Here is a 26,908-nt window from a genome sequence, read left to right on the forward strand (position 1 = left end):
TTTGTATCCGCCTATAAGGCGGACACAACTAGAGCTCTTTGCTTGGTAGGTATGCCCAGATGGCTTCTACAGCCCGAATTAGTCATGCGGAGTTATGATCACACAAATCACTTACGACTCAATTTGGTGGCTTTATCTACCAGGAAATGGTTCTATTGTGCCATTTTTTTGTAAGAAAATTTCTTACAAAAAAATTCAAAATCAATTGGACGCAACACAAAAATATCAACTTATGGTTGTTTTAGATGATATCAATATATGGTTGTTTTTTGAGTAAGTTATTGAAATGAAATAAATAATCAATATCAATTTATGGTTGTTTCAACATAGTGTTTGTAAAAACAGCCATACATTGATTTTACGAAACCATACGTTGAGATAGAGACAACCATACCTTCAAACGTTTTATAAAGTGTACAACACTTAACGATGTTTGCCACAGGTATGGTTTTTTATTCTGAGCAATGCATTATTAGACATTTCTCAGAATATCCATTTCCCAGTTTATTGGCCGCACATTACCACAAGTATCATTTTCGAAGACCCATCTTTCCGGCTTGAGTTTTTATCTAGGGTGCGCTGCCATTCTCGATGCGCATTTTGTTCGCCTTCTGGCTATTGCCAGTTAAAAGCGTAAGATAAGACATTTCAACGTTACCTCTCCTGCTAAAAAGTTTGAAACCGATGTTCAAATCAAAAACCACGACTTTGTTGATGATTAGCGTGCTGCTGCTTTCTATCAATTTACGCGCACCGTTCACCAGCTTAGCTCCGCTCATTTCGCAAATTATGGACTCGTTACAGATTTCAGCGGTCAGTATGGGTGTGATTACGTCAACGCCGTTGATCATGTTTGCGTTGGCGTCTCCTTGGTGTCCCAAGCTTGGCAGCAAACTGGGTTTAGAGAAGTCGATTTGTTTTGCGTTAGTTTTGATCGCGGTTGGGGTAGTATCTCGCTCTTTTGGGCACTTTTACTGGTTGTTCATTGGAACAACACTCATTGGCCTTGGCATTGCAATCGGCAATGTGTTGGCTCCGGCAATCATCAAGGCGTCATTTCCCGGCCGAATTGCGACAGTGACTGCACTGTATGGTATATCGATGGGTATTGGCTCAACACTGAGCGCTTCGGTCATGGTGCCTGCCACCAACGTTATTGATGACCTCTCTATCGGTTGGCGAGTCGCATTGGCGGGGAATTTGATTTTTCCTTTGCTCGCTCTGGCTTTTTGGTTGCCAAGGTTAGCGGAAAGCAAAACTCGCAGCACTGCGAGTAGCAAAGATTACTACCCATTAAACAAGCTGATGCGCCAGCCTATTGCTTGGTACTTCACGTTTGCGCTTGGCTTGAACTCTTTTATTTTTTACACGTTTGCAGGCTGGCTGCCAAAAATTCTCGCAGCTTTAGGCTATAGCGAGTTAGAAGCGGGGTATGTGTATGGCTTTTTGCAGTTTTCCACTATGGTTCCGGGGTTGCTGCTCATTCCTATCATGGCTAGAAGCAAAAGTATTGCGCCTTTATTTGTCGGTGCTGCGCTTTTAAACGGGGTAGGTGTGACTGGTCTAATGCTATTTCCTCAGTGGGCGATCTTCTGGGTTGGTGTGTTTGGTTTGGGCAACTGTTCTACCTTTATTCTCGCGTTGTCGATTTTGGGGCAGATATCCGGGACCTCAGCACAAGCGGCGACGTTGTCAGGGATGGCCCAATCAATCGGTTATGCTCTTGCGGCTGTTGGCCCCGCTATTGTTGGCATGATTTACTCACAGACTCAAACCTGGTCATTGTCACTCACCATTATCGCTTTTGCGGCCTTTTTATGTGCGCTATTTGCTCTTCTAACGACCCGCAAAGGATGTTTGGTTGTGGATTAGGCCAAGCGTTTATTTAACGGCTGAAACCGCTTGTAGATGTCTCTGAAGATCGCAATCAATAATACGATGGCGCTTAACCAAACGAGGCTCTCTGGGATAAGCTGACTGCTGCTGTCGAGTTGCGCTTGGATGTCGATAGTGAGTGTATCCACTAACGCGTTTGTCATATATCCAAACACCATTGCCACGCCCACAACACCGATCAGGTAGCTCACAAGAACGCGCTTGCCTAGCTGGTGATATACCACACCCAATGTCGCCATGTTGGTGGCAGGGCCTGCAAGTAAAAAGACAAGCACGGCGCCAGGGGAGATACCCGCAAGCATAAAGCCTGCTGCGAGAGGTGTTGAGGCTGACGCGCAGATATACATAGGCACGCCAATCAGAGCCATAACCAGCATCGCCCAAGGGCCGCGGCTAAGTTCACCGAGAGATTCAGGAGGAATAAAGGTCACGACTAACGCGGACATCGTTAGCCCTATAATTAACCAGATAGAGAGATCGGTAATCAAGTCGGTAAAGGCAAATCGCTGACCTTGCCAAAACCGAGTTGTCCATGAAGTAGGGCTGCTCTCCACTGGCTTACTGCTACAGCAGCTTGATGAGCAATGGTTGTTACTTGGCTGAGAGGGTGTCGCGGGTTGCGTTTCTTTGTCTGTCACTAGCACGAGTATCGCTGCGACTAATGCAGAACTCATTGCGGCAATAGGGCGGACAATGGCCATAAATGGCCCAAGTAACGCGTAAGAGATGGAGATGGAGTCAACGCCCGTTTCTGGTGTCGAGATCAAAAAGGCGACGGTCGAGCTTTTGGAGGCGCCAGCGCGTCGAAGGCCCAAAGCCGCGGGGATCACGCCGCATGAGCACAGAGGCAATGGCGCGCCTAATACTGTCGCTTTTACCGCAGGCCACAAGCCAGGGCCTCTGAATAGCAGCCCCAATTTGTCTGTGTTCATCAAGCTTTTTAGGATGCCCGCGACGATGAGGCCGACAATAATCCAAAAGGCGGAGTCGAGCCATAAATCAAGCAACGTCATGAAAAAGGTATCAATTCGGCTCATGCTATCTCTCCTCGGGCTTTGTATGCGCAAGTGCTGTGAGTATGGTGCAGTGTGTTGCCGCATGGGCGCCGCCACAACAACGCTGATTGATCACTTGCAGCGCATCGTGCATGTGTTGCAGGCGCTGTATCTTTTGTTCAATATCGTCCAGCTTAGCTTCCGTAATACTCTTTACCTCTTGGCAGGTATGTTGCTCAGGCTTGATATGGATGGAGAGCAGCTCTTGGATGTCTCCTAGTGTGAACCCCAACTCTTTTGCGTGCAGAATAAACGAGAGCTTGGCGACGCAGTCACTATCGTATTGACGATAGCCGTTGGCGGAACGTTGTGGCTTTAGTAGCCCTTGCTGTTCATAAAATCGTATTGCTTCAATGGTGATGTTCAGCTGTTTGGCCAACTGACCGCGGGTTAACCGTTCCATGTTGATAGACCATGTTGAAGAAATCATGGTGTGATTATAAACCCTGTAGTTGCCTACAGGGTCAAGAGGTTTATTCTAGGATGAGTAAACGGTGAGGATAGGCCACCAGCGTCACCACTGGCAGCGACTCGTTATGCTTGGTTGAGGCTTGAGATACTAACCAAGACGTCTTCAAGTTGTTGCCAAGGTAATAACTGGCTGTCGATGACTTCTAGGCGGCTTTCAAATCCCTCCAAACTGACTTGATTGACGGAAACCACGCCATTGCTGACGTTAAATGCGAAGCTACCATTGTTGGTATTCAACACGCCTTTGACGCGCTCAGCGGTGAGATCAGACAGCACTGAAAAGAGGTCATCAAAATTAAAGGTGACTTCAGCACCGAAAATCCAGCCGCAGCTGTAGTAACCTTGGCCTTGGTTTTCTTTGCGAGTCATCACTTGATCGGGGGCAAGGGCGAATTGAGGCTCTTGCTCGGCATGTTCATGGTGATGAGCGTCCATTGGCGCGCTCGACGGTGCTTTACTACGGCGCTGGCTATCGAGCAACTCAATCGGGAAGCGACCTTGTTTCACCAGTTGACTGTAGATTTTCGGTGGTGTCTGAACCGTGACCCAATCGTTGAAGGCATCTACATCACTGACCTGACATTGATCAACCTTGTTGCCAATAATGATGTCGGAAATGGCCAGTTGGTCAATAAAGTTCTGGTTGCTGGTGTATTTATCCTTAGAGAGATTGCGCGGATCGACCAGCCCGATGGTCGCTTTCAAATCGATATAGTCAGCAAACTGCGCAGAGGTGAGGGTAGCCAGTACTTTGTGCGCGTGCCCAAGGCCCGTAGGCTCAACAATCAGCCTATCTGGTTGGGTACGCAAAAGTGCCGTGACCGCCACTGACATTGGTACGCCAGCGGCACAGCACATGCAGCCGCCGGGGACTTCTTTGATGAGTGCGCCTTGGTCTGTGAGCAGTGCGCCATCAATCCCTATTTCGCCAAACTCATTGACCAATACCGCCCAATGCTCGTTTGCCGGTTTCTCTTTGAGCAGGTTCAAAATGGCAGTGGTTTTTCCTGTGCCCAAAAAACCGGTAATAATATTCGTGGGGACTCTCATCGACACTCTCCTAAACGCCTTAACGTTTGTTTTTCAGGTAACGCTTACGACGCTCTTCTTTCTTCTTAGCTTTTTCTTCTGCTTTGCGGGCCGCTTCGATTTCGACTTCGATCAACTCTTGAGTGATCATCTCTGGGCGCTCCAGAGTCAATTGACCCAGTGTTCCGCCGCGCAGCTCATGCAAAAGGATTTCTGAGCATTTGTGTAGATCAACGCGCCCACCCGTGCGCAATGCGCCGCGGCGTCGACCGATCTCTTCCATCAGCTCAATATCGGTTTCTGGTAACTCTTCAATTTGGTAACGCTCTTTTAAGCGCTCTGGGTACGCTTTGGCTAAGTACTCAACGGTGTAGAATGCGACTTCATCGTATTCCATTGCCGTGTCTTTCACAGCGCCCGTTGCGGCGAGTCGGAACCCACTGTGCGGGTTTTCAACTTTTGGCCACAAAATTCCCGGCGTGTCAGAGAGTACGATGCCATTTTGCAAGTTGATGCGTTGTTGGCGTCGAGTGACGGCAGGCTGGTTGCCGGTTTGCGCAATCACACGACCAGCCAGTGTGTTAATGATGGTCGATTTACCAACGTTAGGAATGCCCATGATCATGGTACGAACGTTTTTTCCGATCTCTTCACGATGTGGCGCTAGCTTACGACAAAGCTCTAGTATTTTATGTACTTCTTGGGGATTTTGTGTGGTGATGGCCATCGCCTTCACGTTGTGCTCTTTCTCAAAGTGCTCGATCCACAATTGAGTGAGCTCAGGATCGGCAAGATCGCGCTTGTTGAGCACTTTAACCACAGGTTTCTCTCCGCGTAGTTGAGAGATCATCGGGTTCTCGCTGCTAAACGGGATACGAGCATCGAGCACTTCAATAATGACATCCACTTGCGGAATGGCTTCTTCGATCTCCTTGCGCGCTTTGTGCATGTGGCCAGGAAACCATTGAATTGTGTTGTTAACCATTTGAATACCTTGTAATTACTCTTTTGTGCTTGAGCCAGATGAGAAATGAGTCATCCCATTCATCTCAGGTTTGGCACTGATACCGCGGGCTGACGATGTGTCTGCTTGCTCAATACAACTTTATCTATTGGCGCGATGTTACCATTTTATTCTACTGAGCGTTATGGCTAGCGAGCTTTTTACTGAATCGGGATGTGGAGATGTAATAAAAAGTCGCGGCCTATTTACCGCGACTTTTAGAGCATGAGTGCTTAACTGGGGGAGGTCAACACGTTGGCGGAGGTAGGGGAGCTCTGAAGTGTTTAACTATCGAGTACCGCGAGTGCGCGCGCGTTAGCTGAACGATCAAAATGGACTTGAATTTTTGTGCCCAAGCGTTCGAAGATCACTTGGTCAAAGTCGGTGTTGATAATCTTGAAACCGTTCATGGCAAATAGACTTGTCACTTGGGTACGCTGTTTGAGTTCCAGTGCTGAAGCGAAGAGTTTTTCCATAGGTAAGCCCTCATTATGTCGTTATTTTAGTCATCCTAGCGCGTGCGAATCAGCGACTCAAATGACGAAAAAATAGCAATTTGACATAGTTTGCTGTCTATTTATCGATCAATGATGACAATAAATATTACTGAAGGCTTTTAGATGAATTTCATATACATTGACGCGGTTTTTGTGAACTCAGTTCAAGTTGTTTAATAGTGTGTGGATTTATTTATGTCGTGAATGACAAGCTTGGTTACAACTTTTTTGTTCGATAGGTCGATTTTTTATCTTACCGCTAAAAATGTGGGGTTTTTAGGCCAACGGCAGTGCGCTAAGGCAGCGGCGACATAAGCAAAGATTACGAGAAGTATCGTCATTGAGCGTCGATTTGTCTCGTTCTTCGAGCGAAAAGCACCAACATGTTGATTTTCCTAGGCTAATGTCACACTGAGTAGGGCTAGCACACTGAGGACACGTGTGTGTACTCTGTTGCCCGCTGATTGAGTCCATGATGTGATCACGTTGTTCATCAGAGTGCTGAGACCACTGAACGATTTCGTCCATAGTACGGTGACAACCGCTACAGATTCCGCCATTGTTTTTACATGCTGCAATGCAGGGTGTTTTCATAAATCGCTAGGTGTTAGAAGATAGGTGCGCAGAGGATAACACGTTCGAATCGCGCGTAAAAATGACTTGTTTTTGATAATGGTTCTCATTAATATTTAAGACAAATCATAATAAAGAGTCACCTATGTTGTCTTTGTTTGCTGCTCTACTTTTCTCACTCGCGCTCGGGTTAAAACTGCACTTACCGCAATGGTTTATTATCGGCTATTTGGTGGTTATCGCTTTAGTTGAGCAATGGGCACCGGGCAGCGCCTTGTTGGTACTGATTGGCTTGTTTGTATGCTCACCCGTACTCATTCATCAAAAAGGTCGTTGGATCCCTTTATGGGTCTATGGGCTGTGCGTGGTCATTCCCGCCGCGTTTATCAAACTTTCTGTCTAACGCTTGTCCACTTAGGTGCATTAAGGTTGCTTGGCGTTCGCTGCCTTCGGTTTGACAGTATAGGGTTTGACAGTAAAAGCGACCGACTGATCATTTTTTAAAAAGATGTTGCTGCCGATAATACTGCCAAGCGATATACAGCCGAGGGCGAGCAAGCTCACCGCGTTAGCACTTTCTTGCAAGAAAAACCAAGCTAAGAGCGTCGCGATAACAGGTGTCGTCGCTGCAAACGCCGCGCTGCGTTCAGCGCCAAGGTGAGCAATGGCATGAAGGTAGGTAAAGGCGGCAATAATGCCCGCTCCAACGCCTTGCAGTAAAAGATGGCGGAGTAATTCATCGTACGGCCACAGGGTGACATCGAAACTGGCTAAGGTGCTCGGCGCGACGCCAGTCCCTATTAAGAGTGCTAACGTCAAGCTTGAAAACAATGATACCCATCCGGCGACGGCTAAGGCGTTGAGCGCGGCGACTCTGGCGCAAATCGTAAACACACTCCACATGAAACTCGCCACAAGCAAGACAAGGTAACCATTAAGCTGATGGTGGCCCGCACTGGCCCCATAATGCAGAAATATCGCGATGCCAACCACAATCAGGCATAAGCCTATCACTCTATGGTGGCTCAGTGATTGACGATAAACCAACACCGCAAGCGCCGTGACAAAAAGCGGTAAGGTGCCGGGGATGAGTGCGCTGCCATCGGAAACCGGCGCAAGCTGCATTCCATTACCTGCGACCCATAGATAGGGAAGGCCGCAACCGATCAACAAGCCTAGTTTCAGCCTCCAAGGCGTATGTCGAATTGCCGCTGTGTGTTTGATGACAAAGGGCAACAGGACAATTGCGGGCAGCATAAAACGCAGCAGCGCAATATCAGCCAGAGTCAATGTAGATTGAGCGCCCATACGTAGCGAAAGAAAAAAGCCTGACCACATCAGGAGGGTTGCCAGCATGGCAAGATAGCCTGTGAACATAATGCTTTAACATTTAATTATCATTTGCTAAGTATGAATCGTATGATGGGGTTAAAGATGGCAAAGTGAGTAGAAATCTACTTAATATGTGCCAAATTTTGCTAATGATAAACCATTTTTTGATTGATATGGGCAACGTAGTATGGATCGAATTGATAAACACATTCTCTCGCTATTGCAGCGAGATTCGCGTCAATCTGCGGCGCAAATAGCGGAGAAAGTCGGATTGTCACCGTCACCTTGTGCGAGGCGAATTAAACGCTTAGAGGAGACTGGGGTGATCAGCGGCTATCATGCAAAGTTAGACACGGGGCATATTGGGGTTGGAATGACCGTATTTGTCGAAGTGAGCTTAAACAACCATCAGGCGAGCTCTATCTCCAGTTTCGAACAAGATGTGATTGAGATGGAAGAGGTGGTGAGCTGTCATGTGGTGTCAGGGGCGTACGACTATCTACTTGAGGTCGCGGCGCGCGATTTGAGTGGCTATGAAGCATTTACACGCAAGTTACAGACTCTCAATCATGTGAAAGACATTCACACCCATTTATCGATTCGCCAAGTGAAAGCGTCGAGTGAGTGGCCAATCTACCGTTAGCCACTCCCCTTGATCACGGTAAGTAACGCGGCAATTATTCTGGCTTGATAATGCTACCTAGCTCTAGCACTGGCGCCGCTTCGATGTCTTCGGCATTCATCATGGCGGAAATGCGTTGGACGGACGAGAGCAACAACGACTGTTCCCACTCCTCCAGCGTTTGAAACTTATTGATGAAGCTTTGTTGCAGTGGCATTGGCGCTTCGCTGAGCACTTGGCGGCCTTTGTCAGTTAAATGAGCGTGTACTTTGCGTTTGTCTTGCACGCTGCGCACGCGCTTAACCAGATCATTGCGCTCGAGGCGGTCAAGGATGGTAGTGGCCGTCGCCTGACTCATGTTAGTGTGGTTAGATAGCTCACGAATGGTCACTTCACCGAGTTCTCGAATCGAACGCATAAGTATTAATTGTGGCCCGGTTAGGCCTGACTCTTTACTCAGTTTCTTCGAGTGCAAATCAATAGCGCGCATGATTTGGCGGAGTGAAACCAAGACTTCTTCGTGCTTATCCAACTTGATACCTCTATTAACGTCGCGATGGAGCGGGGAAAATACCTTAATTAGTGAATCATTTGAAGTGTAAAGATCAACGTTCTTTCAGGCGTTTGACTGACCACCCATCGTGTAAATTATCATTAAGAAGAAGTGTAGTGATGAATTTAGTAGAGTTCAAATGTTTAGAATTCAAACAAAACCATGTCAGCGTTGAGTAAGGGTTTTGTTTAAAAATTGAACTTCTGCTAACCTTTTTGGGTGAAAAGTGAACGTTTAACCGAGGTTTAATGGAACATTTTATATGGGTGAGTACAATATGTGCGTTCGCGACGAGCTTGAACTTCGTTAGGAATGCGTCGTAAAGCGCAAGATATTAGTTTTACGACTAATGATTTTTATGTCAACAAGCTCGAACACACGCACTAATCATCTAAGAGAGGAACGATGACTAAGGGTATAGATAAGTACAGTATCGATAGCACCGACTACACCGTCGGGCAAGATAATGTGCAAAAATGGGGGTTTGATGTTCACAACCCTGTTTTTGGGATCAGCGCGGGTTTGATCGCGTTGTTCTTGGTAGCGACGCTAGTGCTTGATGCGGAGTCGGCTAAATCTGCGTTAGATGGCCTAAAGTGGCAAATCATTGGCAGCTTTGATTGGCTGTTCATTTGGTCGGGCAACATTTTCGTGATCTTCTGCCTGGCGTTGATTGTCTCACCGCTTGGAAAAATCCGACTGGGCGGTCAACAAGCGACGGCGGACTATTCGTTCATCTCCTGGCTCTCTATGCTGTTTGCTGCTGGTATGGGTATCGGACTGATGTTCTGGAGTGTGGCAGAGCCCGTTGCGTACTTCACCGGATGGTATGAAACGCCACTGGGTGTGGAAGCCAACACAGAAGCCGCCGCCAAACTGGCTATGGGCGCAACCATGTTCCACTGGGGTCTGCACCCATGGGCTATCTATGGCGTGGTGGCACTGTCACTTGCGTTCTTTGCGTACAACAAAGGCTTACCGCTCTCAATTCGCTCAATTTTTTATCCACTTCTGGGCGATCGCGCTTGGGGCTGGGCAGGTCACGTGGTGGACATCCTCGCGGTTTTGGCTACCTTGTTTGGTTTGGCAACGTCTCTTGGTCTTGGCGCGCAACAAGCGGCCAGTGGTATTCACCATGTCTTCGGTATTGATGCCGGCCTAGGGCTACAGATTGTCGTGATTACTATTGTGACATTACTGGCGGTGGTATCGGTTGTTCGTGGTATCGACGGTGGCGTAAAAGTGATCAGTAACATCAACATGTTGGTAGCGTTCGTGCTGCTGATTTTGGTGGCTCTGATTGGTTATGCGGTTACGTTTGGCAACATCGGCACAACGCTGATGGCGTACGTTGAAAACATCATCCCGTTAAGTAACCCGCATGGTCGTGAAGACGTTGCTTGGTTCCAAGGTTGGACTGTTTTCTACTGGGCTTGGTGGATTTCATGGTCGCCATTTGTCGGTATGTTCATTGCGCGCGTTTCTAAAGGTCGTACTGTGCGCGAGTTCATGACCGCAGTATTGCTTGTCCCTACCGCCGTTACCTTGCTTTGGATGTCGGTCTTCGGTGGCATTGCGATTGATCAAGTGGTCAACAACATTGGTGAGCTAGGTGCCAACGGCTTGACGGATGTGTCGCTAGCTATGTTCCAGATGTTTGATGTGCTGCCAATGGGCACGATGCTCTCTGTGATTGCAGTGGTACTGGTCTTGGTGTTCTTTATCACTTCATCGGACTCAGGCTCACTGGTTATCGACAGCATTACCGCTGGTGGTAAAGTGGATGCGCCTGTCCTGCAACGTGTATTCTGGGCCTTCATGGAAGGGGCGATTGCGGTTGCGCTACTCTGGATTGGTGGTACGGAAGCGATTCAAGCGCTCCAAGCGGGTGCGATTTCAACCGCGCTGCCGTTCACGATTGTCCTGCTGTTGATGTGTGTCAGCTTGATACTCGGTATGCGTACTGAGAAATACAACCAGTAACTTATTCCACCAATAAGTGAAAATAAAACGGGAGACTCGAAGGTCTCCCGTTTTTTATGCCTCGCTAAAATCGAAATCCACGACTTAAAGCCAATTAAATCCACAGTTTGCCAATGGGCGTTGAAGGTGCAAAGCGATAGGCGATTTGCGCTTGAAGAAGCTCAGCAGTTGCGATCGCATCGGTCAGGGCATGATGTGGCGTGTATTGTGGCAGACCGTAACGTGTGCGACTGGCCGCTAAACGGACCGATTGTGGTTTTTTGCCTTTAATCCGATTGATGATGCCCTGGGTCTGTTTCTTCTGCCATTCGATTTCAAGTTGCATGGTATCGACCACTGGAAACTCAATGCCTTCATTGATGCGAGTGCGCAGCGCTTGATCGAAAAACTCACGTTCGATTTTTTGATAGTGAACCACGGTGATCTTACCCGCCATTTGCTCTAATACTTGATCAAACACAGCAGACAAATCCGGAGCGTCCAGCACATCTGAGTGGGTAATGCCATGAATGACCACCGACTCTTCCGCTAACTGCTGACGGGGGCGAACGGTCCAGTGCTTGGCCTGATTCATGTAGATTCGATTAAGATCAAAGGGCACAGTCCCTATGGTGATGATGTCATCTTGATTGGCATCAAGGCCGGTGGTTTCAAAATCCATCGCAAGAAACTTCACCTCGCTAATTGGGGTGTCGAGCGCAGGCACACCCGCTTGGTAGTAGCGCAGCAGTCGCTCATCTTGAGTCAGTGCGAGCTTTTGTTGGAACTTGTTCGGCCAGTCTATGCTGCCAGCGAATTTGAGTCGATTTAGCATAGTGTCGCCTACTTAAAGTTGTTGCTCGCTTGATAGCGGAACTTGAGGAAGTTCTGCGCATTACTCAATATCTGAAACGCATCTTTGAGGTTGCGTCGTTCAAAATCAGACAAGTGCTCAGGCTCGATGTTGTTGTCTGGTTCAATCTCATTTTCCACATCATAGGCTTGGTGGCGGATACGTACCATGGAGATAAATTCCAACGCGTCACGCAAATCTCGCGCTTTACCTTTTGGCAAAATACCCGCTTCTTGAATGTCATCAAGACGTTCGAATGAATTTCTTGAGCGAGAGCCAACCGCCAGTGCATGCACACGGATAAGGTCAGCGAGTGGCGCGGTGCCACGACGTTTTAAGTTGATCGAGTTTTTGTGCTGACCGTCTTTTTCCATCACAAAATCTTTAAAAAAGCCAAGTGGTGGGGTGCGGTTCATGGCATTGCGCGCCAAACACGCGAGAAAACGGTTGTTCTTACGGGCGCGGCGGACGATAAAACCATTGAGCTGCTCAGCGAACTTGAGCCTGCCATACACGCCATCTAAGTCAAAGAAAATAGAGGCATTGAGCAGCGCCTTAGGGTTTGGATCGTCAATCCAATCGGCAAAACACTCTTCCCATTCGGTGCGTGTCATTCGCCAGTCGGGGTTTGTCGCCATAATGTCGCCGGTGCAGTATTGGTAGCCGCAGCGATCAAGCCCATCACAGACCCGTTTGGCGAGCTGTGCAAAATAGTCATCGTGCAGATTTTTATCGAAACTGTTATCGAGAATAATGGCGTTGTCTTGGTCGGTAACTAATAGCTGCTCATCCCGCCCCATCGATCCCAGTGCGACAAAGCAGTAGGGAATGGGCGCTTCGCCGAGCTCTTCTTCCGCCAACTCGATGATACGTTGCTTAAAGCTGCGACCAATCACCGACATCGCGCTGCCGACCATGTGCGAGTTGGCGTCTTCGTTCACCAGACGGACGAAACTGTCCTTCACTTGTTGGGATAACACCGTCAATTCATCAATGCTTTGTTGCTGGAAGATGGTGCTCACCAGTAGCAGAGAGTTTTGCGACTCGTAGCGAACGATATCGGTAGCCTCGATGATGCCTATCGGTTTTTTGTCTTTTAGCAGAGGTAAATGGTGCACGTTGTAGCGCAGCATGGTGAGCATGGCTTCATAAACGTAGGCGTTGTGATCAAGGGAGATGAGTTCGGTGGTCATCACGTCCGCCACTTGGTCTGCGGGGTTAAGACCCTGCGCGAGCACCCGTGTGCACAAATCGCGATCGGTAATGATCCCGACTAATGGGTTGGTGTCTTCTTCATCGCTCTCGACGATATCAGCATCATAAATCAACAATGAAGAGACATTCTCATCGGCCATCTTGATTGCCGCATTTTGAATCGACTCAGTTTTGTAGATGTACGGTGCTTCACCGGTCAGCAAGGTGCGCACTTTGGATGTGGTGAGATCGTTTTGCTCGGTTGAGGTGGAAATCGCATGGCGCAGACGTGCACTGTCTTGCACTTCAACAAAATCGGCAAAGGATTCATAGTTGTCGTAGAGGTGCTGGAACACCGCTTCGGGAATGCAATAGAGTAGGGTGTCGGTGATCGCTTTCGCCGGGAAGCGGACTTTGTTGTTGGTCAGTAGCCCCATTTGGCCAAATAAGGCGCCCTCATCGATTCGGTTATAGAGCTCCCCTTTGCGGCGGTAGACTTCAATGACGCCACTGCGAATCATATACAGGTCGTGAATTTCATCGCCAAAGTGAATGACAGGCGTATCTTCACGAAAATAAGAGATTTCTATGCTTTTCGTGACGGTGTTGAGCACCTCATCTTCGAGTTCATCGAAAGGCGGGTGTTGGGCGAGGAAGTTTTTGATTTCGAGTAGTTCGGCTTCCATGACGGGATCCACTGTTGGCTGACTGAATGTCAATGGTACAACATCTAGGGTGGAAAGTGGCGCAGTGGCTTAAAAAATAAAGGCTTAGGCACAGTGCCTAAGCCTGGTTACAACTAAAATGAAACTCTAACTCGCTAAGGTTTAGCTCAGCCCGATGATGTTGCCGTCATCGTCGAGATCAAGATTCATAAACGCCGGTTTATCAGGGAGACCAGGCATCGTCATCACATTGCCACACAGGGCGTAGATAAAACCGGCACCTGCACACAGCTTGAGTTCCCGTACTGGCACATCAAAGTGACTAGGCGCCCCTTTGACTGCGCCATCAGTTGAGATGGACATGGGCGTTTTTGCCATACAGACGGCAAGGTGATCAAAGCCCTGCTGCTTGAACTGGGCCAGTTGCGCTTTCGCCAGCTCACTGAGCGTGATGGACGCCGCGCCATAGCCTGTTTCTGTTACCGCCATCAGTTTCTCTTCCAGTGATTGGGAGAGTTGATACAGTGGCTTAAAGCTCGCGTTCGTCTGCGTTTGTTCCACCACCTTGGCGGCAAGCTCACGAGTGCCTTCACCACCAAGGGCAAAGCCTTCGCTGATAGAAACGGCGACATTGTTTGGCAGAGCTTCGATCAGCGCTTTCAGCTCAGCGAGCTCTTGTTCGCTGTCTTGCGGGAATCGGTTGATGGCTACAACGGCCGGCACGCCGTACTTGTTGACATTGTCGATGTGCCATTTGAGGTTTTCAAATCCAGCGTGCAGCGCGTCTTTATCATCATGGAACAGGGCGTCGGGCAAGGCTTGGCCTGGCTTTAAGTCGTAACAGCCAGAGTTGGCTTTAAGTCCGCGCAACGTTGCCACAATGACGGCGCAATCAGGGGCTTTGCCAGAGAGTTGCGCTTTGATGTTGCACGCTTTTTCAAAGCCCATGTCTGAACCAAAGCCGCCTTCGGTGACCGTGAAATCGGCCAACTTGGTGGCGATATTGTCTGCGATGATGGAAGAGTTACCGTGAGCAATATTGGCGAAAGGACCTGCGTGGATCAAGGTCGGTACGCCTTCTAGCGTTTGCATTAATGTGGGTTCGATGGCGTCTTTCATGCAGACCGCCATAGCGCCGGCGACTTGCAAATCTTCTGCGGTCACGGGCTGCCCATCGAGGTCATAAGCTAGTACGACGCGGCCGATGCGCTGACGCAAATCGCTCAGGTTGCTGGCAAGGGCTAGAATGGCCATCAGTTCCGATGCGGCTGAGATGTCAAAGCCATCTTGGCGCTCAAACCCGTTGATGGTTTTACCTGGCTCGTTCTGACCCACGCGGATCATGCGCAGTGCACGGTCATTATGATCCATTACGCGTTTCCACACGATGCGCTCTGGGTCAATACGCAGTGCTTTGAGTCCACTGCGCGTTTCGAAATCGTCATAGCCGTTGCGCTGTTCATGATACAGGCGCGCGTCAATGGCGGCCGCCGCGAGGTTGTGAGCAGCGCTCACAGCATGAATATCGCCAGTGAGGTGCAAGTTCAACTCTTCCATCGGCGCGACTTGAGAGTAACCGCCGCCCGCTGCGCCACCTTTGACGCCAAACACGGGCCCCATAGAAGGTTGACGAATGCACGCCATTACTGAGCGCCCCAACTTTTTCAAGCCTTGCGCAAGGCCAATCGTGGTGACGGTTTTGCCTTCGCCAAGAGGGGTTGGAGTAATCGCGGTCACGACGATTAGCTTGCCTGTAGGTTGATCATCGAGCCTTTTCAGTGTGCTCAGTGAGATTTTGGCCTTATATTTTCCTTGGCTGTGAAACTCTGATTCCGTTAATCCAGCGTTAAGCGCAACCTGATCGATAGATTGCAGTGATGTCGTGCGACAGATTTCAATATCGGACAGCATAAAACCCTCAAAATACAGACTCAAAAAGTGAGGCAAACGTTTGCGCACGAATGATAGCGTGTAATCTTGCGTTGTAAAGCGCTTTTTAGTGACGGAATATTTTAGCGGATTGGGCGAAGAACGCCTAAGCAAATTGGGTTGCGCATGTAGGCCAACAACTCAACGAACAATGTTGCAACGAACAGAGCGAGTAGCAGAAAAATAAAACGCCCTGCAAGGCAGGGCGAGTGAGGTGGCCCAGTTGACTGAGCAACTATAGTTAGTACCAGTCGTCTTCCGGATAGAGCTTCCCTTCGGGTGCATAAGGGGAGTCATCACGGGTGTGAGATGACCGGTTTCTCAAGCTGTCGAGTTGGTGCTCTAACATCTGTACGGTGTCGTAATCACCTTCGGAGCACGCGACATAGATTTGTTGCTCCAATGCTCGGATATTGTCTTGAAGTCCCATAACTACCTCCGATAACACGTTAAACCCAATTAAAAGGTTTATCTGTTTTCAAAACGATTATAGTCCAGCAATCCAAATTCGATCGGTTGATCCGCTTTATACCACTCGTGCACGCGGTCACTGAACGGCCAGAATTCATCAGAACTGCGGCGAATCGCGAATTGATCCAGTATCTTAATGTAATCGTCTTCGGTTCGCAGTGCTTCTAATGATTCGACCAACTGATCGACCTCAGATTCCTCCAACGATAGGTACGCAGCCGGATAGCTACCGATCACTCCGCGCACTAAGGTTAAATCATCATTGGCGAAATCACGGTTACTCTCCTCATTAAACAAGCTGGAAATATTGGTGTGAGCGTTATTGTGTAGCAGAGTAAACAACTGCTCTTGTCCGCTTGGCGCGCGCACCATGATCATTAGGCTTTGTGGCAAATGGACCAGACCTTCACCTTGTATTGCATCGATACGTCTCAGGCTTGCTTCACTGCGCTTGCTTAGACCTGTTTGCTCAATCTTGAAACGGTTAGACAGTACGGGGCTGAGTTGGGTTTGGAGAATGTCATACAGCTCCGCTTTCGGATCATCGCTGGCATAGCGCACTTGCGTCGGTTGGTTGAAGGGTTCGACGTTGCGTTGTAAGAAATCACTCAACTGAGCGCTCTGATCTTGATACCAGCTCGAATGCTCTTGATGACGAACCTCTTGAGGAAGTAAGGCGACAAAATTACTTTCTCCCTCTAGGCGCAGGAAGTCCATAAACATGCGCGTCATCAATTGGTGGCCAAAGTTGCCATAGACATCAAAGCCTGCCACAAGGAGGTAATGAATGCGCTCCAACAAGGCATAATCAAGCACCCAGGCGGTTTTTGGTGGCGTGCCGACTAACCCTTGGACCACCGACGCACTATCAAAATGGCGAAATACCGTGAGAGCGGCATTGGGGTTCGTGCCACCGCCTGTCCAGATGATATCGGTGGTCAGGTGTTTGCCGTCTTTAAACCACTGATTGGTGAACTCAGATTTCGCTTTCAAATAGCGCGCTTGCTGCTTGGAATAACTGACCCAATTGGCAATCGGCAGCGTATTGCTTTCCAGTTCAGCGGGAAGTTTTAGGTTGTCGGCTTGCGAGCGATAAAACTCATTCACTTGCGGAATATCCGATTTATCGGGATCTAAGAAAAACACCCAAAATCGGTCATTGATGACATTGAGCGCCAATTGTCCTCGGCATACCGGCCCTTTGATGAAGGCGTTGATGGTATTTTGTGCGCTGTCGAGCAAGTAGTTGAAGCGCGCTTTGACGGGTAGATCGATAAAGGCCGTCATGGGATTCGCCGCGACATCAGGCTCATAACTGGGTAAGGTCGCGACGTCATACTCAGCATCAATAAACCAGCTTTTCCAGTTGTGGAAGCGCTGCTGATTAAGCGCATAGGGCATGTGCGTCTTATCGACAATAGTGCCTTGCTCAGGGATCAAGCGGTAGTATACGCGCGCCACGCCCGGATCATCGTACGGCCTGCGAGTGGCAATGCGCTGAACCGGCTCGCCCGGTGGGGTTGCTGAGCGTACGATAGTGAAAAATCTCGGCTGCGCATCGTCTATCTCAGAGAAATAAAGATGGAAGAGAAACAGGTGCTCATAGAGATAGCGCGCAGTCAACTGACCTTTACGAGAAGGCAGATTAAGCAGTGCTTCGTACTGATCAACATGTTGCTGCTGCTCGTGGCTAAGCGGCAGCGGAGCGCTCATCGTCGCGCCGCCTTGCAACCAGGCCATGAGAGTCGCGTATTCCTGTTGGGGTAAATTCGGCATGCCGTAGGGCATTCCCCAAGTTGGGTGATCCGCTTGGTATTGCTCAAACTCATCCATGGTTGGGCACACTTGGCTTCGGTCAATAGCAAAATCAAAACCTTCAAGTTGAACTTGTTTGGGTAGTGGGTGCGCCTCTTTTTGCATCAACATTTTCGCCATCAAGCCCGCCTCTAGGTTGGCGGTTGGCGTTTGATTGCGCTCGTTTAAAATCGGGTGAAAGCCGAGCTCGCGCCACTGTTGTGTGGTTTGCGCGTCTTCAAACAGACGCGTCGGGCTTGCGGCAGTCAGTCGCGTACCTTGATAGACCAGTTCTTTGCTGCCACCTCGTTCTATTCCTTCAACTGATGACATCTTGAGCTGGCAAGGGGCGTCGTAACAGGCGTGGCAAACCACACAGCGTTTATCAAGAATAGGTTTGACTTGAGCATGAAAGAAATCGTGTCGTGTATCGCTCGCGTCGACTCGGCGCTCGCGCACTTGCTCTATGCCAAACAGCTGATCGTAATTCAGGCCAGCATAGGTGGCACAGCCGGCAAAAAAGAGTACGGTAAGTAGGCTCAAGATCTTTTTTGGATTCATGATTTGGATGATTCCGCTGGTCAGTGATAGATGAATTGCAGCAAAAACTGAGCGATAGTGCAAATTAATGCGCATTTTCGCTCGAATAAGGTTCCGTCTGGTGCGTGACATAACAGACCGAAAAAGGTACTTCAAGCCGTGTGAAGTGTTCAATCCAGCGCCATTGGTTATCTTGCAGTTTGTCACCGGGTCCTTTGACTTCTATCCATTGATATTGACCCTCTTTAAAGGCAATCAGATCCGGCTGGCCATTGCGATACAGCTTAAGATCGCTCAATAAAATGCGAAACAAAGCGATCAGTGTGGGTGTTGGAATGGTGTTTAACGCTAGGTTAAGCAGTGCGTCGTCCAATAGCGACCACTGTACAAACGCATTGTTGGTGGCGTATTTGTCCCGATAGGTCGTGAGCAGTGCTGACCAGTCGCGCCCTTGCAGAGTTTGCATCACTTGCTCAATCTCTTCGCGGCGTTTGCTTGCGAAATCTGAATGGTAGAGATCAAGCGGGCGATATTGGTAAGCATTGATGAATGCCCCTTCGACGGGCGCAAAGATGACTGGCCAAAATGCCAAGCCGAACAAGCCATTGAGGAGCGCATTTTCACAAAAATAGACCTGCCAACCTTGCGCTTCTAAGTGAGCTTTCACCGCCAACTCAACCCGTTCTCGAGAGAGGTCAAGCGCAACGTGCATCGCATCGTGCGCAGGCTTTTGCGCCCTGGGTACGCGCTCTCCCTGCTTGCGCTTTAATCGTTGTTGCAACTTGAGCGCGACTTCGTACTCAGCTTGGTCTCTTGGTGTATGTAACATTTTAGTGACAACGTCACTAAAATCTCTATTCAACTTATCTAGAATGCGCGCTTGTCGCTCACGGGTGGGAGGAAGCTCAGTTTGCTGATACAGCGTCAGCGCATCGTCAAGACGCTGGACGCGCTCAAGATCGCGCGCGATATCGTTGATGAGGTGCTGACGTTTGCGCTCCACGTAAGGGTGAGTATGCGAAGTGGGGATCTGGTCGGCTAGCGTGACCAGTGTGTCGGCGCATTTTCTGTCGCCTTGTTGGTATTGCTCACTCAACTGACTGAGTTGCAGCAGACTATCGACATCGTCTCTGATTGGAAAAAAGCGCCGCTCGCGGCTCAGAGGATAGGGTTCGTAACGATGAAGGCCCAAGTCATCGAGGACAAATTGACTTAAATCTTGGTGGGTATTGGCGAAAAACAGCGTGAGAAGCAGATCGAGCATGCTGCCATGCTCAAGCTTGATCCAGTCAAAATCTAACGCGGAAGCGGTGAGAAAAGGCTCGCGGGGCAGCTCAGCCACCAAGGCTTCTTTCTTTCGCTGCTTATTGAGCGGTGAAAACAGAGCGACGATTTCGGGTTTGGTCAGTAATGACGTGGCTAAGGTTTGCTTATCAATCGGACCATTAATAAGGATAAAACCGTGTTGCTCGAGTGTGCTTAACGCCTCGGTGATACTGCTGATTTCTGGATAGTGTAACTTATCACTGCGAAACCATTCGCCTTTACGGCTCAGTAATCGAACCAGCAAGCACTGAGCATCGCGGCTCTGCATATTAAAGCGAGCCAACCACGCTTGCTCGTCCTCATGTAGCAGGTCGCTGTACCACTGCTGAGCATGCGAAGTGAGCTTGATAAAATTGTCGAGGTAATAATGGGGCGCGAGCGTGGGTTGAGCGTCCATAGCAATCTGTCTCGTCCTACATTACTTTGAAATACAAAAAAGGCTTACCGATCAGGGTAAGCCTTTTGCAAAACAAATCAATGTTTAGGCATTTTTCAACTCAGCAACTTTAGCTTCAGATAGCGGTTTGGTCACTAGCGCTAGCACGATACAAACCCCCATCATGACTGCTGAGATGGTGTAAGCAAGGCCGTATGCTTCGCCGTGCGTCATAGAGAAACCAACGACTGCCGCACCAATTGCACCGCCGATACCCCATGCAGTGTAGAGTACGCCGTAGTTCGTACCGTAATTTTTCAGGCCGTAGAATTCCGCTGTCAAGGTTGGGAATACCGCTAGCAGTGTACCGTAACCCACCGCTGCTATCGCCGTACCGATGATCAGTGTGAACTCTGATTTGAAGGTGGCGAAAAGCACCATGTTGATGCCTTGCAACACGAATGCGAGAAGCAGAGTGCGCACACCACCAATTTTGTCAGCCAAGATACCCGCAGCAACACGACCCCCAGAGTTAAAGACCGCAAGGATAGACGCTAGGTAAACCGCATTTGGCAGGTTTGCTTGAACACTTGCGATGGTGGTGATGTTACCAATGATCATCAAACCTACAGATGCGGCAAACGCGTACATAACCCAAAGCGAGTAGAACTGAGGCGTTTTCAGCATTGCTTTCCAAGACAAGTTCTCAGAGGTTTTTACTGCTTTTGGCGCCGCGCCCGCTTTTACTTTTGGTTCTGCTGGCGTGTAGCCTGCTGGTGGGTTGTTGATGGTGGCAGCAAGAGGAACCGCAATCGCGAGTACGCCAGCACCAAGCACCATAAAGCTGGTCTGAATGCCCATGCTGTCAATCAGCGCAGACGTCACAGGAGCAAGATAAATCGCTGCCAAGCCAAAGCCTGCTGCGATCAAACCATTAACCATACCTTTCTTCGACGAGTGGAACCACTTCATCGCCGATGGAGACAAACATGCATAACCAAAACCGATACCGGCACCGGTAATCACACCAAAGGTGATGTTAAGCATCAGCGGGGTGGTCGCAAAACCAGACGCAATCATACCTAGACCAGTCAGTACTGTACCTAGAATTAGGATCAGACGTGGACCCATGCGATCTTGAAGAATGCCTGCAACTAAAAGACAGATAGAGAAAGTGATGGTTGCAGTGGCATAAGGGGCAGAAGCTTCAGCGGCGCTCCAGCCTGCTTCTGTGACGAGTGCCTTGTTAAATACGCTCCAAGCATACAAGATGCCAAGGCAGAGGTTGATACAGAAACCTGCTAGCAGGATGCGTGATGCTTTATCAATCTTGCTCATTATTCTTCTCTGTGAGTCTCTTCTGGGGGAAGAGGCGGGTTAATGGCGGAATACTCAAATTTTGTTTGCGTTTATCAACATAAGACGCAACGGGCGCGAATTATAACCAATCTATATGTGATTGGAATCTCTTTTTGGGACAAAATAGAAAATAAATATTGAGATGTTAAGCGTTTGTTTTGTTGTTAAAAATGACGCAACAATTGATGACTGTTCTGGTTACAATTTGCGCGGTTTATGATCTAAGTTGTCAGTGGGCTATTGGTGTGACGTGTAGGATAAGCACTAATCATCTTGTCGGAATAATAGAAGTGCTGAGTAATTAGACACTTAACATGTCAGTATTCGGTAAAAAGTTGATGCGATCTCTTTCAAACCGATGACTCTGTCGTTAGCATGCGCGCCATCATCAACAATGGAACGACAATAATGAAATCAAGCAAAGTAAAAGTCGCGGTGATTGCCGCGTTAGGCGTTAGCACACTGACGGGTTGTATGGGACAAATGGCGACAACTGGGCTTGTCACTAAATTCAACCTAGAAGCGGTAGATAACCGCTACGGCCGTGAAGGTTTGTTTGTTTTGCTGTCACCGGTTTACGGTATTGCCAGTGTCGCTGACCTGTTTATCGTCAACGCGGTGGAGTTTTGGACGGGCACTAACCCAATCACTGGGAAGTCTCCTGCGGTAGTGGATACGCCAACCGACAACTACATCAAGGTAAACGATAAGTTGGACAAGTCTCTAACGGATGTCCCGCTTTCCAGTGCGAAAGAGATTGAAAGCACAACGATTCAATCCATTGACGCCAATACCGTACAAATGGACATCGCTTACCTAGATGGAACAAGCAAAACGATTACTGGCGTCAAAGTTGATGAGAGTGTGGCGTTTTACTTGAATGATGAGTTGATCACAACTGTATCAAACCAAGAATTAGAACAGTACGTGGTGAGCACGCACATCTAATCGAGTCTCGCCTTAGAATCTTCTGGGGCGATTTTTGGGTTCTATCACGTCTATAAGTCTATTATCCGAGTCAACGCCTGCCACACTGGTCCTCAGATTTAACGCCTTTTCGATCGCGCATCACTAATCCCACCTAAAACGAAAGTAGTAAGTTTTTGTTCACTATTGTTTAACAATCCGGTTGAACAGGATATAGTTGCAGCGAAACTAACTTTAGGAGTTTAAGGATGAAACTCACGATATCAGGGAAGTTACGTCTTAGTTTTGTGTCACTTGCAGTACTTTTTATCGTATCCGCTTTGTTTATTTTTCGCAGTGTTAACACTGTCGAACAGCATACCGATTCGCTGCTATCGACCGACCTTCCGACTGTCGATGCTGCGCGTTCCATTCAGCAATCACTTCAAGCCACCGTATCGACGTTACGTGCCTATATGCTATTGGGTGGGGACGAGCGTGTTGGAGAGCAACAATCCCAGCAACTACAGCAAGCGATGGAGGGACTTAATAACGCCTTGCCTACACTTGAGCCGTTAGTGAGTGAGGCGCAATACCAGCAGATCAATGCGGCTTGGCAGAACACCAGCGCACTGTTTTCACGTATCGCCCAACTCAGTCACAGTGACGAAAATTTACCGGCTCACTCATTGTTTATATATGAAGCGGCGCCGATTGCCGAAGTGGCGTTGGATCAGTTGCAGGGTCTGATTAACGATGAAGCGGGCAATAAAGAGGGCGGAGAGCGCAAGCGCCTATTCCGCTTGTATGCAGACAGTTATACCTCATTTGCAAATGCGCTGTCGGCGATGCGAGATTTTCTCCAGTACGGTAAACAAGAGCACTTAGACAAGTACCATGAGTGGCTTGACCTGCATGCCAAACCGGTCAAGGAAATCGAATCCAAACTCACCTTACTGTCAAGCAGTGATCAAGGTTTGTGGGAGCTGTTTAAAGAGATGCAGCAGCTCTACTATCCACTAGCGGATCAAGTGGTTGCTCAGCGACTCTCCACCGATTGGAATCAGGCAAACCAAGTGATGGCCAATGAACTGATTCCCGCGGTGGATGATCTAGACCGTCAGCTTGAAGCCTTGATCGAGATACAACAGCAAAAAGCGGACATAAGCGGTGAGGGGATATTTACCTCCGTGACGACAGTCATCAGTGTTTTGGTTGGTTCAATCATTGCTGTAGTGATTGTGGCGGTGAGCTTGTCACAAGCGATGGGCAATAACATCGGCCGCCGTTTGAAAATTGTTTCCAAGCGCGCGCAGGCCATAGCCTCGGGGGATGTCTCTCAATCCCCATTGCGTATCGAAGGGAGCGATGAGCTCGCGAGCTTGATGCTATCAATCAATACCATGAACACGGCGCTGAATGAGATTGTTCATGGTGTATCAAGCAAGGCTCAGTCGGTCAACGACAGCATGAATGACCTGCTCAAAGCCAACCAAAAAACTGCGTCTCAAGTGGCGCTGCAAAAAGAGAAAATGAGCGATGTTGGCAATCAACTGGCCGATGTCAGTGAGAGTGCCCAAACCACTTCAGTTCAAGTGCAGCAATCGGCTGAGAGTTTGGCGCAATCACGCCAGCAGATTCGACTCGGTGGTGAAGCACTCGAAAATAATCGCACCACAGTGGATGAGCTGCATAGTCGTATTGAAGCGGCCAATCAGCGAGTTGCTGAGTTGAGTAAAGAGAGTGAAGCGATTGGTCGCGTAACAGAGGTGATTGAAGGACTCGCGGAGCAGACCAATCTACTGGCGTTGAATGCTGCGATAGAAGCGGCGCGAGCGGGTGAGTACGGGCGCGGTTTTGCTGTAGTGGCTGATGAGGTGCGTTTGCTTGCCTCAAGAACCACGGAATCGACCTCTGAAATCAACGCTATCGTCAATGCGATTCAGACGTCGACCTCTCAAGTGGTCAGTGAGATAGAACAAAGCCGCCATCTAGCGCAGCAAGGCGCAGCGCAAACCCAACAAGCCTATGGGACGCTGAGCCAGACTACCGACCAAATCGAACAGGTGAGCCAACAAATGAATGCCTTGTTGGATGCCGCGCAAAGACAATCTTCAGCAACGCAAGAGATACAGTCGATCATGGCGCAGGTGATCGCATCCGCAGAAGACGTGGCGACGATTTCTGTGTCGTCCTCACAGGTCACGGATACCGTCAAGCAAGGCATTTCTGATCTTAATGGCGAGATGCAGCGTTTTAAAACTGAGTAATAGACGCGTAGCGCAAACGTGCTGGGGTAATGCCCCCACTTGTTTAGTGAGATCCAATTCTCAATTATGTGTATTGTTGCGCTAAGTTTGTGGGTAATTCACGATGGGCGCAGGAAAAGCGCGCTGCCACGTGACTGTGAGCGTGGGCTGCGTAATGTACTCGAAGACCCACAAGGGCATTACTCTATCCGATGCGGACCACTTAATGTATGAGGCAAAAGCCAAGGGTAAGGACTGTGTCGTGAGCCGAACGATAGAGGCGTCGACCACTGAGCAAGAGTAGCGAACTCACGATGGGCAAGTTCGCTGTTTAGGTTGGCGTTAATTACCACATTAAATCATCAGGGACGACAAATTCTGCATATGGGTCGTCTTCTGCGATGGTCTCTTCATCCGCTTCTTTTTGATCAACGATGACACTCTCATCACGCTGAGCAATTTTGTTTGCAACGCTACTTGGAATCACAACGTAAGACTCATCTTCGCGTACAATCGCAAGAATGCCTTTACTAAGCTGGGTTCGCACCAGTTCCGTCACATAGAGAGATTTGACCAATGTGCCATCGGTAAAGTTGTACTTAATGTCACCATCGCCCAAGTCTAGCTTGTTCATCTGGATCAGTTGTTTCACTTGGGCACGAATCTCTTTGCTCAAGCGCTGTTCGTTTTGTTCTTTGCTGAGCGCTTTATCACGTTCAACTTGCGCTTTTTTTTGCTCTTCGACGGCGGCTTTCACTTCACGCGCTTGAACGCGCGATTTTTTTGAGCCTTTCTTGGCTTTCTTGAGTTTCTTCTCATTGACTAAGCCAGCTTTGAGCATTTGCTCTTGAAGGGTGAGTTTTGCCATGGCAATCGGTTCTCGGATAGCTATCTAAAATTGGCTTTATTCTAGCGAGCAAAACACGACAAATAAAGGATACCGACCGAATTGGGTGAGCCGCCCAACGCAGAAAAAGGGCAAAGAGACGATGCGTCGATGAAAGTTTGCCCGTTACGTACAAAAAGCGTCCGAACGAGCTAAATAACTGGAAATTAGGCTTTTCTTTTTCATCGGATATGGCATAGTAAACACGCTTTCCGAAGATGCGTACTTCGTATAATGGCTATTACCTCAGCCTTCCAAGCTGATGATGCGGGTTCGATTCCCGCAGTACGCTCCAATCATTCCCAAACAATATTTTTACCCCAATCTATTGAATATTAAGCGCTTTATTGCGTGTTTTTTCATGTCTGAAATTCAAGCTCGGGACGTTGCTTATTATGCCGGTGGCCAAATGGTGGCCAATTTGGTGTCCCCTATCGCGAAGAGGTCTTAGGTGTCGTTTAGGTACTATAACCTCATATTCTTCAGCCCATCATTACTTACATTTATCGATAGCGTGGAAATCATCCCCTCGGCGTAAATTGAAAGCGTCGGGAAACATGTTGGTCATCGGCAAGCTACTATTCATACTGGACCAAGTTGAGTGGTAAGGACGTACGGCTAGAGTGTTGCGATCGCGCGCCTCACACTTTTGTTGGATATTATTAGCTAAAGAGAAATTATGACCAAGATCTATTTCGTATGCGGTTTTATCGGCTCAGGTAAAACGACTTACTCCAAGGAACTAGCAAAAAAGTATGGGGCTTTTCGTTTCTCCATAGATGAATGGATGATTCCTTTATATGGTGAGCATATGGAGCGTGAACTCTTCGACAGTCGTTTAGCTGCGCTTCAAGACTTGTTTAAAGATTCTGCTCTTCAGCTTTTTACTCTCGGTGTACCAGTTATTTTCGATTTTGGTTTCTGGCGCAAATTTGACCGGGATACTTTTATTCGCTGGGCATCAGAAAAGGGGGTTGAGAGTGAAGTGCATTACCTTGACGTACCTTTTGAAACATGTCGGCAAAGGGCGCTTTTGCGCAATTCAAATTTGGATGCCAAGTCGTATGAAATGACACCTGAAATGTTGGAGTTGTTCTGGTCTTGGTTTGAAATACCACTATCGGATGAAAATGTTGTTTGGGTTTATCAGGATACTCAATCATGCATGGAATAAGGCGTTAAAGAGTGACCGGATTGTCAATGCACCAATGTAGGGCTTATGCACCAGCATGATCTCATTTAGAGAGGTTGAGTGAAGCTAATCGATTTTAAGTTGTTGATTTTATATACCTTAATGGTTGGCATGAGTTTTGTAATACTCTATATCAGTTCACAAGAGCGCATAGTTAGCGGGTAACGTTGTCTGG

The 26,908-nt window shown here is 48.5% G+C and carries 24 protein-coding genes and 1 tRNA gene; 9 read left to right on the top strand and 16 right to left on the bottom strand.

Annotated features, from left to right (window positions below):
* Positions 1–684 precede the first annotated feature (684 nt).
* A complete protein-coding gene (locus AC6R0R_RS00100; protein WP_500625235.1) occupies positions 685–1,872 on the top strand; it encodes an MFS transporter in 1,188 nt (395 codons plus the stop codon).
* On the opposite strand, the gene AC6R0R_RS00105 is transcribed toward AC6R0R_RS00100, so the two are convergent.
* The 6 genes from AC6R0R_RS00105 to AC6R0R_RS00130 all read right to left on the bottom strand — a co-directional run bounded on the left by AC6R0R_RS00105 (position 1,869) and on the right by AC6R0R_RS00130 (position 6,545).
* Positions 1,869–2,933: an SO_0444 family Cu/Zn efflux transporter gene (locus tag AC6R0R_RS00105; RefSeq protein WP_500625236.1), complete on the bottom strand. Its 1,065-nt coding sequence runs from the start codon at positions 2,931–2,933 to the stop codon at positions 1,869–1,871. The two genes, AC6R0R_RS00100 and AC6R0R_RS00105, sit on opposite strands and share 4 nt — an antisense overlap.
* Before the next feature lies 1 nt (position 2,934).
* The gene (zntR, locus tag AC6R0R_RS00110) at positions 2,935–3,354 is read right to left on the bottom strand and encodes a Zn(2+)-responsive transcriptional regulator (RefSeq protein WP_500625237.1); all 420 of its coding nucleotides are present in this window, start codon (positions 3,352–3,354) and stop codon (positions 2,935–2,937) included.
* A 131-nt stretch (positions 3,355–3,485) separates the two neighbouring features.
* Entirely contained in the window at positions 3,486–4,478 is a 993-nt protein-coding gene (locus AC6R0R_RS00115) for a CobW family GTP-binding protein (protein ID WP_500625238.1), read from the bottom strand.
* Positions 4,479–4,491: 13 nt separating this feature from the next.
* Positions 4,492–5,436 carry a ribosome biogenesis GTPase YlqF gene (ylqF, locus tag AC6R0R_RS00120; protein ID WP_487903378.1) on the bottom strand — a complete coding sequence of 315 codons (945 nt, stop codon included), beginning with the start codon at positions 5,434–5,436 and terminating at the stop codon, positions 4,492–4,494.
* A 302-nt stretch (positions 5,437–5,738) separates the two neighbouring features.
* Positions 5,739–5,930 carry a hypothetical protein gene (locus AC6R0R_RS00125; RefSeq protein WP_500625239.1) on the bottom strand — a complete coding sequence of 64 codons (192 nt, stop codon included), beginning with the start codon at positions 5,928–5,930 and terminating at the stop codon, positions 5,739–5,741.
* Between the two features lie 297 nt (positions 5,931–6,227).
* Positions 6,228–6,545 (bottom strand): DUF1289 domain-containing protein, encoded by a 318-nt coding sequence (locus AC6R0R_RS00130; RefSeq protein ID WP_500625240.1) that lies wholly within the window; start codon positions 6,543–6,545, stop codon positions 6,228–6,230.
* Positions 6,546–6,669: 124 nt separating this feature from the next.
* Between AC6R0R_RS00130 and AC6R0R_RS00135 the strand changes: the two genes are divergently transcribed.
* Positions 6,670–6,927: a hypothetical protein gene (locus tag AC6R0R_RS00135; protein ID WP_500625241.1), complete on the top strand. Its 258-nt coding sequence runs from the start codon at positions 6,670–6,672 to the stop codon at positions 6,925–6,927.
* Between the two features lie 20 nt (positions 6,928–6,947).
* Here the strand turns inward: AC6R0R_RS00135 and AC6R0R_RS00140 are convergent, their stop codons facing one another.
* Positions 6,948–7,901, bottom strand: coding sequence for a DMT family transporter (locus AC6R0R_RS00140; RefSeq protein WP_500625242.1), 954 nt, complete (start codon positions 7,899–7,901; stop codon positions 6,948–6,950).
* A 142-nt stretch (positions 7,902–8,043) separates the two neighbouring features.
* Between AC6R0R_RS00140 and AC6R0R_RS00145 the strand changes: the two genes are divergently transcribed.
* Positions 8,044–8,499, top strand: a complete 456-nt coding sequence (locus AC6R0R_RS00145; RefSeq protein ID WP_500625243.1) for an Lrp/AsnC family transcriptional regulator — start codon at positions 8,044–8,046, stop codon at positions 8,497–8,499.
* Between the two features lie 34 nt (positions 8,500–8,533).
* Here the strand turns inward: AC6R0R_RS00145 and AC6R0R_RS00150 are convergent, their stop codons facing one another.
* Positions 8,534–9,010, bottom strand: coding sequence for a MarR family winged helix-turn-helix transcriptional regulator (locus AC6R0R_RS00150; RefSeq protein WP_500625244.1), 477 nt, complete (start codon positions 9,008–9,010; stop codon positions 8,534–8,536).
* A gap of 426 nt (positions 9,011–9,436) precedes the next feature.
* Between AC6R0R_RS00150 and AC6R0R_RS00155 the strand changes: the two genes are divergently transcribed.
* A complete protein-coding gene (locus AC6R0R_RS00155; RefSeq protein WP_500625245.1) occupies positions 9,437–11,014 on the top strand; it encodes a BCCT family transporter in 1,578 nt (525 codons plus the stop codon).
* 94 nt (positions 11,015–11,108) lie between these two features.
* Here the strand turns inward: AC6R0R_RS00155 and AC6R0R_RS00160 are convergent, their stop codons facing one another.
* The 7 genes from AC6R0R_RS00160 to AC6R0R_RS00190 all read right to left on the bottom strand — a co-directional run bounded on the left by AC6R0R_RS00160 (position 11,109) and on the right by AC6R0R_RS00190 (position 21,479).
* Entirely contained in the window at positions 11,109–11,828 is a 720-nt protein-coding gene (locus tag AC6R0R_RS00160) for a 3'-5' exonuclease (RefSeq protein ID WP_500625246.1), read from the bottom strand.
* An 8-nt stretch (positions 11,829–11,836) separates the two neighbouring features.
* Positions 11,837–13,726: a putative nucleotidyltransferase substrate binding domain-containing protein gene (locus AC6R0R_RS00165; RefSeq protein WP_500625247.1), complete on the bottom strand. Its 1,890-nt coding sequence runs from the start codon at positions 13,724–13,726 to the stop codon at positions 11,837–11,839.
* Positions 13,727–13,867: 141 nt separating this feature from the next.
* Positions 13,868–15,616: a formate--tetrahydrofolate ligase gene (locus AC6R0R_RS00170; protein WP_500625248.1), complete on the bottom strand. Its 1,749-nt coding sequence runs from the start codon at positions 15,614–15,616 to the stop codon at positions 13,868–13,870.
* Positions 15,617–15,875: 259 nt separating this feature from the next.
* Positions 15,876–16,064 (bottom strand): hypothetical protein, encoded by a 189-nt coding sequence (locus AC6R0R_RS00175; RefSeq protein WP_487903389.1) that lies wholly within the window; start codon positions 16,062–16,064, stop codon positions 15,876–15,878.
* A 38-nt stretch (positions 16,065–16,102) separates the two neighbouring features.
* Positions 16,103–18,460, bottom strand: coding sequence for a fatty acid cis/trans isomerase (locus tag AC6R0R_RS00180; protein ID WP_500625317.1), 2,358 nt, complete (start codon positions 18,458–18,460; stop codon positions 16,103–16,105).
* A gap of 64 nt (positions 18,461–18,524) precedes the next feature.
* On the bottom strand, positions 18,525–20,162 hold the full coding sequence (locus AC6R0R_RS00185) for a VRR-NUC domain-containing protein (RefSeq protein WP_500625249.1): 1,638 nt from the start codon (positions 20,160–20,162) through the stop codon (positions 18,525–18,527).
* 84 nt (positions 20,163–20,246) lie between these two features.
* Positions 20,247–21,479 carry an L-lactate MFS transporter gene (locus tag AC6R0R_RS00190; protein ID WP_487903392.1) on the bottom strand — a complete coding sequence of 411 codons (1,233 nt, stop codon included), beginning with the start codon at positions 21,477–21,479 and terminating at the stop codon, positions 20,247–20,249.
* A gap of 429 nt (positions 21,480–21,908) precedes the next feature.
* Here AC6R0R_RS00190 and AC6R0R_RS00195 point away from each other — a divergent pair, with 429 nt between their 5' ends.
* From AC6R0R_RS00195 to AC6R0R_RS00205, 3 genes are all read left to right on the top strand, one after another.
* A complete protein-coding gene (locus AC6R0R_RS00195; protein ID WP_500625250.1) occupies positions 21,909–22,448 on the top strand; it encodes a DUF3332 domain-containing protein in 540 nt (179 codons plus the stop codon).
* A 227-nt stretch (positions 22,449–22,675) separates the two neighbouring features.
* Positions 22,676–24,676, top strand: a complete 2,001-nt coding sequence (locus AC6R0R_RS00200; protein WP_500625251.1) for a methyl-accepting chemotaxis protein — start codon at positions 22,676–22,678, stop codon at positions 24,674–24,676.
* 154 nt (positions 24,677–24,830) lie between these two features.
* Positions 24,831–24,959 (top strand): hypothetical protein, encoded by a 129-nt coding sequence (locus tag AC6R0R_RS00205; protein WP_500625252.1) that lies wholly within the window; start codon positions 24,831–24,833, stop codon positions 24,957–24,959.
* 42 nt (positions 24,960–25,001) lie between these two features.
* Here the strand turns inward: AC6R0R_RS00205 and AC6R0R_RS00210 are convergent, their stop codons facing one another.
* Positions 25,002–25,523: a DUF2058 domain-containing protein gene (locus AC6R0R_RS00210; RefSeq protein ID WP_500625253.1), complete on the bottom strand. Its 522-nt coding sequence runs from the start codon at positions 25,521–25,523 to the stop codon at positions 25,002–25,004.
* A 238-nt stretch (positions 25,524–25,761) separates the two neighbouring features.
* On the opposite strand from AC6R0R_RS00210, the gene AC6R0R_RS00215 reads away from it, so the two are divergent.
* Positions 25,762–25,836, top strand: a tRNA-Gly gene (locus AC6R0R_RS00215).
* Positions 25,837–26,220: 384 nt separating this feature from the next.
* A complete protein-coding gene (locus tag AC6R0R_RS00220) occupies positions 26,221–26,715 on the top strand; it encodes a P-loop nucleotide/nucleoside kinase family protein (protein ID WP_500625254.1) in 495 nt (164 codons plus the stop codon).
* Positions 26,716–26,908 lie beyond the last annotated feature (193 nt).

The sequence above is a fragment of the Vibrio sp. R12-SW3-ISO1 genome, assembly GCF_059834005.1.

What these genes read in the sequence shown, in the direction of transcription:
- AC6R0R_RS00100 (WP_500625235.1), top strand. Translation starts at nt 685, where the DNA reads ATGTTCAAATCAAAAACCACGACTTTGTTGATGATTAGCGTGCTGCTG.
- AC6R0R_RS00105 (WP_500625236.1), bottom strand. Translation starts at nt 2,933, where the DNA reads ATGAGCCGAATTGATACCTTTTTCATGACGTTGCTTGATTTATGGCTC.
- zntR (WP_500625237.1), bottom strand. Translation starts at nt 3,354, where the DNA reads ATGGAACGGTTAACCCGCGGTCAGTTGGCCAAACAGCTGAACATCACC.
- ylqF (WP_487903378.1), bottom strand. Translation starts at nt 5,436, where the DNA reads ATGGTTAACAACACAATTCAATGGTTTCCTGGCCACATGCACAAAGCG.
- AC6R0R_RS00125 (WP_500625239.1), bottom strand. Translation starts at nt 5,930, where the DNA reads ATGGAAAAACTCTTCGCTTCAGCACTGGAACTCAAACAGCGTACCCAA.
- AC6R0R_RS00130 (WP_500625240.1), bottom strand. Translation starts at nt 6,545, where the DNA reads ATGAAAACACCCTGCATTGCAGCATGTAAAAACAATGGCGGAATCTGT.
- AC6R0R_RS00135 (WP_500625241.1), top strand. Translation starts at nt 6,670, where the DNA reads ATGTTGTCTTTGTTTGCTGCTCTACTTTTCTCACTCGCGCTCGGGTTA.
- AC6R0R_RS00140 (WP_500625242.1), bottom strand. Translation starts at nt 7,901, where the DNA reads ATGTTCACAGGCTATCTTGCCATGCTGGCAACCCTCCTGATGTGGTCA.
- AC6R0R_RS00145 (WP_500625243.1), top strand. Translation starts at nt 8,044, where the DNA reads ATGGATCGAATTGATAAACACATTCTCTCGCTATTGCAGCGAGATTCG.
- AC6R0R_RS00155 (WP_500625245.1), top strand. Translation starts at nt 9,437, where the DNA reads ATGACTAAGGGTATAGATAAGTACAGTATCGATAGCACCGACTACACC.
- AC6R0R_RS00160 (WP_500625246.1), bottom strand. Translation starts at nt 11,828, where the DNA reads ATGCTAAATCGACTCAAATTCGCTGGCAGCATAGACTGGCCGAACAAG.
- AC6R0R_RS00165 (WP_500625247.1), bottom strand. Translation starts at nt 13,726, where the DNA reads ATGGAAGCCGAACTACTCGAAATCAAAAACTTCCTCGCCCAACACCCG.
- AC6R0R_RS00170 (WP_500625248.1), bottom strand. Translation starts at nt 15,616, where the DNA reads ATGCTGTCCGATATTGAAATCTGTCGCACGACATCACTGCAATCTATC.
- AC6R0R_RS00175 (WP_487903389.1), bottom strand. Translation starts at nt 16,064, where the DNA reads ATGGGACTTCAAGACAATATCCGAGCATTGGAGCAACAAATCTATGTC.
- AC6R0R_RS00180 (WP_500625317.1), bottom strand. Translation starts at nt 18,460, where the DNA reads ATGAATCCAAAAAAGATCTTGAGCCTACTTACCGTACTCTTTTTTGCC.
- AC6R0R_RS00185 (WP_500625249.1), bottom strand. Translation starts at nt 20,162, where the DNA reads ATGGACGCTCAACCCACGCTCGCGCCCCATTATTACCTCGACAATTTT.
- AC6R0R_RS00190 (WP_487903392.1), bottom strand. Translation starts at nt 21,479, where the DNA reads ATGAGCAAGATTGATAAAGCATCACGCATCCTGCTAGCAGGTTTCTGT.
- AC6R0R_RS00195 (WP_500625250.1), top strand. Translation starts at nt 21,909, where the DNA reads ATGAAATCAAGCAAAGTAAAAGTCGCGGTGATTGCCGCGTTAGGCGTT.
- AC6R0R_RS00200 (WP_500625251.1), top strand. Translation starts at nt 22,676, where the DNA reads ATGAAACTCACGATATCAGGGAAGTTACGTCTTAGTTTTGTGTCACTT.
- AC6R0R_RS00205 (WP_500625252.1), top strand. Translation starts at nt 24,831, where the DNA reads ATGTACTCGAAGACCCACAAGGGCATTACTCTATCCGATGCGGACCAC.
- AC6R0R_RS00210 (WP_500625253.1), bottom strand. Translation starts at nt 25,523, where the DNA reads ATGGCAAAACTCACCCTTCAAGAGCAAATGCTCAAAGCTGGCTTAGTC.
- AC6R0R_RS00220 (WP_500625254.1), top strand. Translation starts at nt 26,221, where the DNA reads ATGACCAAGATCTATTTCGTATGCGGTTTTATCGGCTCAGGTAAAACG.